Source organism: Fusibacter sp. (assembly GCF_057447755.1).
In genome coordinates this window covers 1-5,086 of the sequence record NZ_JBVBZF010000258.1, presented here as the reverse complement: position 1 = coordinate 5,086, position 5,086 = coordinate 1, and the positions used below count along the sequence as shown (strand labels likewise).

At 33.6% G+C, this 5,086-nt stretch carries 4 protein-coding genes; all 4 read right to left on the bottom strand.

All coding sequences use genetic code 11. The features are described from left to right. Window positions 1–415 precede the first annotated feature (415 nt). The 4 genes from AC220I_RS17945 to AC220I_RS17930 all read right to left on the bottom strand — a co-directional run bounded on the left by AC220I_RS17945 (window position 416) and on the right by AC220I_RS17930 (window position 4,814). Complete coding sequence (locus AC220I_RS17945) at window positions 416–2,155, bottom strand: sigma-54 interaction domain-containing protein (RefSeq protein ID WP_486725241.1); 1,740 nt, start codon at window positions 2,153–2,155, stop codon at window positions 416–418. A 123-nt stretch (window positions 2,156–2,278) separates the two neighbouring features. After that, entirely contained in the window at window positions 2,279–3,598 is a 1,320-nt protein-coding gene (locus AC220I_RS17940; RefSeq protein WP_486725240.1) for a CdaR family protein, read from the bottom strand. After that, on the bottom strand, window positions 3,591–4,421 hold the full coding sequence (cdaA, locus tag AC220I_RS17935; protein ID WP_486725239.1) for a diadenylate cyclase CdaA: 831 nt from the start codon (window positions 4,419–4,421) through the stop codon (window positions 3,591–3,593). The genes AC220I_RS17940 and cdaA overlap by 8 nt, the downstream gene beginning before the upstream one ends. 120 nt (window positions 4,422–4,541) lie before the next feature. Beyond that, on the bottom strand, window positions 4,542–4,814 hold the full coding sequence (locus tag AC220I_RS17930) for a chorismate mutase (RefSeq protein WP_486725238.1): 273 nt from the start codon (window positions 4,812–4,814) through the stop codon (window positions 4,542–4,544). Window positions 4,815–5,086 lie beyond the last annotated feature (272 nt).

The following is a 5,086-nucleotide window of genomic DNA, read 5'->3' as shown; positions in this document are numbered from 1 at the left end:
CTTATATTTAACGCAAGGATGATGCCAATACAACCTAAAAATCATAAAGTGGTCTTAAGAATTCGTATATTCTTGAATCAACTGCAAACAGTGGTGTTCTTTCCACCTAAATTAAAATACAATTTTTTTTAAAATTAAAATAAGGATAATATAACCACTAATCTTGTCTTGAATGCAAAAAATAACATGCAATAATTTGCATGTTATTTGCTAAGTGCAATTTTTTGCACTTATAAAGTTGTTTTTATGAAATCAGTTCACGAATCTCTTACCTCTTACTTATTAAGTACAAAGCATTATTAAACGTTTAATGTTTAATGTCCCTTATTTAAGGTGTCATGTTCATTATTCAATATTTGATATTCAATATTTAATAATTACTATTTACTATTTACTATTTATTATTTATTATTCATTATTCATTAATTTTGATCTCTTGATTGAGTTTATTTAACTTATAGTAAAGCGTACGTAAAGAAATACCAAGTTCCTTGGCAGTGGCCTCACGATTCCCGTTGTTTTTTTCAAGAACTGCTTCAATATGATATTTTTCAAATGCCATAACACGGTACTCTAAACTATTGTTAGCGCCTAAAAGATCAACTTTATGAGCAACCTCACTGAGGTCATAGGTTTTATTAGGTGTAGAAATATTCATTTGAGGTAAATGTAGTGCTGTAAGCAAATATTCATGCATTCTAATATTAATCATGGCACGACCAACAAAATTTTCGAGCTCTCGCACATTACCTGGCCAGTCATAGGATTTTATAATTTCGAGCACGGAATCAGAAACACGCTCCACATTTCGGCCATATTCCTGATTAAAACGATTAATCAGATGTTTCACCAACAAGTGAATATCCTCTAATCGTTCTCTCAAAGCCGGTATATAAATAGGTACCACATTCAAACGATAGTAAAGATCTTGTCTAAACTTATTTTCTGTAATTGCCTTTTCCAAGTCGACATTAGTCGCCGTTATTACCCTCACATCAATAGGGATGGGCTTGGTGCCACCGACTCTCAAAATTTCTTTTTCTTGAAGAACCCTTAAGAGCTTGGCTTGCGTGTTTAAAGACAACTCTCCAATTTCGTCAAGAAATATTGTACCCCCGTTGGCCTTTTCGAAAAGACCTATCTTGCCACCTTTTGATGCACCAGTAAAGGCACCCTCATCATAACCAAAGAGCTCACTTTCCAGTAAATTTTCATTGATTGCGGCACAATTAACTCGTACAAACTGGGCATATTTTCTGTTTGATGCATTGTGAATGGCATGAGCGAACAACTCTTTACCGGTACCGCTCTCGCCCCTCAAAATAACGGTTGCAGGTGTTTCAGCTGCAATTTTCGCCTTTTCAATCGCATTCAATAATATTTCACTATTGCCAACAATATCATCAAAAGTATATTTTGCTTCAAGGTTTCTAATAATTTGTTTTGCCTTATCCAATTGCTTATAAATTTCATTTACTTCAGTTAAATCATGAATGATTGCTACAGACCCTTTGACAACACCTTTAACGATAATGGGTGCTGCTTCAGCGATAACATCTTTCCGCTTTGGACCTACTTTGAGATTTTTACCCTTTACAGGTTTTCCAGTTCTCAAAACTTCCAGGTGTACACTTTCTCCTTCAGCCAAGTCTACTGTACAATCCTTTCCTATAATGTCATCATTTGTATAGCCTGTCATTCTTGTGTAGGCTGGATTAATGAGGACGCCTATACCATCTGCATCTACAACGGATATGGCATCTTGAGTGGCGTTTATGGTGGCTTCAAGTGTCTCTCTAATTTGATTGAGGTTGGTAATTTGCTCTGCTAACTCTATCATTTCAGAAATATCTCTAAAAATTGCCACAGCACCCATCACTTGTCCATCATCGCTTAGTATTGGCATTCTGTTTGTTATAATCGTAATATCATTCAACTGTTGCTTCTGATTGAGTTCAGAAATACCTGTCTCAAGTACTACAGGTAGTCTTGTATTTTCTACAATTATTTGAACAGGTCTTCCAATTGCATCCTCAGCACTGATTTTAGTAAGACGTTCTGCAGACTTGTTAAACAAAGTAATCATCTTATTTTTATCTATTGCAATCATGGCATCGTGCGTTGAATCCAAAATCTTTTCTATTTCTTTTCTCACAGCTCACCTCTGTATTACACCATTAAATCAAATTTCATATAGTACCTCTATTATACCATCACCGAATAAAAAAAGCTTTAAGACTCTATTATTCAACTAAGTCTTAAAGCTTCTCTATATTGTCTAATTTGATGATGACGCCGCAGAATCAATCACATTTACATCAATGTAAATTGGATCTATCATAATTTCTTTAAAGGAATCCTGATCAGATACAATTACTTTTAATTTGTAAGCACCTTGTTTATCGACATTACTAAAATTTAAATATAAATGTATATCACTCTTTGCAAGCGATTTAATAATGGATTCAATCTCTTTAATTTTGACCGTAATCATCTGTTCGCTATCCGCAAGGTCTGTTGTAAAGTTTTCCTGTAAATTCACAATTGGTAAATCCTTGGCTGCAAATGTAAACTCTTTTGTTTGTAAAGCTTCAATCTCCACTTCGACTTGAACTGGTCCTGTAGTTGTTGTTCCCACACCTTCAGGTAAGTTTAAATCCTTTTCAATAATAAAGGTTGTATCTTCGTCCCCTTTTAAGACAATTTTTTCAGGATTAATCACTTCGACATTATTGATCTTCTCCACATCGCCTTGAATATTTATTGAAGACGGAATTGTTTTATAAGAAACAACTTCATAGCCTTCCCTAGGCATACCTTCAACGATTGCCTTAAGGTCAACTGTCTTGGTTTTCCCCAATTTTAAGGCAATATTAGAATAGTTATTATCCAGAGTAACACCATTAACAATTTCGCCATCATAATTATAAGGTACAAGCGATATATCTTTGGTTAAATCCGATGTCAAGTTTTCAATATTTACAGTTCCACCTAGATAAGAAACCGTATTGACAATGCTCTCTGGACCTGTGACCTTAATCTCATCAGGATTGATGGTTAGCGCTTCTTGATAAATAGCGGTTGTAAAGTCACCATTAAAGGCAACTTTAACCGGTTTAGGTAATGATACAATCTGATCAACCTGCAGCACAATATCACTCGGTAAAATCGTATTAATCATAACCGCTTCAGAATTTATCGTCTTGTTAATGGACAATGTATTTGTGCCTTTTTTTACGCCACGCATGTCTGCCCATAAATAAATAGATTTTGAATTCAAGTTTAAGACGTTGTTACGTCGACCTACAACTTCAACATTAACAAAATAATCATGCTGGTTCATAATTTTTAAATTATTTTGATCAAGCTCTTGTAAATTAATGAGTTGGATTGGTACATTTTCAAAAACCTTGGTAATTTCGGGATCAACTTGATCCATAACATAAACCCAAAACAATACTGCCAATACCAATGAAAAGAGTTTAATCCCAGTATTATGTGATAAATTGACAGTAAAGAAGGCACGTGGCAGATTTCTAATCCATTTAATGCCATTAACAAGAGAAGTAGAAAGCGATTTCAAAGGCTTATTAGGCATCCTTGCCACCTCCTGTTTTTATTTCTTTTTCTTGACTTAAAGTCGTAATCATGAGCTCCTTTAAAGTTTTCGTATCTAGAAAACGCTGAAGTTTCCCTTCAACAGCCATAGAAATGTGGCCCGTTTCTTCAGATACTATAACAATCATGGCGTCAGAACTTTCTGTCATACCCATAGCAGCCCTATGTCTAGTGCCGAGCTCTTTACTGATATATTTATTTGCTGACAAAGGCAATAGACAACCTGCAGCCATTAATCTGTTATTTTTAATGACAACTGCGCCATCATGAAGTGGTGACTTTGGATAAAAAATGTTCATTAACAAATCCGCAGATATTTGCGCATCAATCATGGTTCCAGTTTCGATAATATCATTAATACCAGTCGTTCTTTCAATAACAATCAGTGCACCAATCTTTTTTCTTGACATAACGCCTGCAGCATCCACAATTTCATTAATTGCCTTGTTAAGATCATCCAAGGTATTCTTTCGATTTGTCATTAAGAAAATTTGACTTCGACCTAAATGTTCTAATGCCTTTCTAAGCTCCGGTTGAAATAGGATCACAAGCGCAATTAAACCGATTGTAAATGTACTCTGCAAAATATAATTGACTGCATATAATTTGGCCCATTCGCTTAATTTTGAGACAATTAAGATAATTAAAAAGCCTTTGACAAGTTGCTCTGCTCTCGTTTCTTTGATAAATCCCAAGACTTTATAAAACACGAATGCGATTATAAGGATATCTACAATATATGTAATTCGTATTTCAGAAAGCAAATCTAAAATATAGGCGATAATAACTTGAATAACTTCCATGTGTTCCCCCGTATATAATTAATGTCCATTTATATTCAGTATACTATTAATTTTTTATTTATCCTATACGGAAATTTATTCTTAATATATTTGTAATTCTTTTTAATAAAACACCTATATTTAAACCTTTTTCTGGGACTTTTTGCTCAATTCAAACAGACGATCATATAGGCCTAAGATTTCATTTACATGAGAAAATCCTTGTAACTTATCTTTAAGTTTTTTCTTTATTTCACTTTCTCTATCCAATTGATCGATTGGTTGGTCATATTGTTTTTTTAATCGACCAATTTCGTCCGTAATGGCAAACCTTTTTTCCAATAGCTCAAATATAGTTTCATCTAAACTATCTAATTCTGCCCTATAACTATTTAATGATTTCTCAAATGACATTTCTACCTCCATTAATCTATATCCACTATAATTGAGTCTATAACAAACGATTATATTTGATATTACATATGATGCCCTTTATGTTCTTATTTTGAAATACTCATCACGAGTTCATCATGATAGTGACTTTAAGAAGGCTTTATTCCCCTTCATATTAGCCTCCCATCCTCTCATAACGTATTAGAAGAAATTTTATCATTATGAATCATCAAAGTCAACACACTGCAGATCAACATTTTCATTATTAAAGCATATCTTTAAAAATCATCATT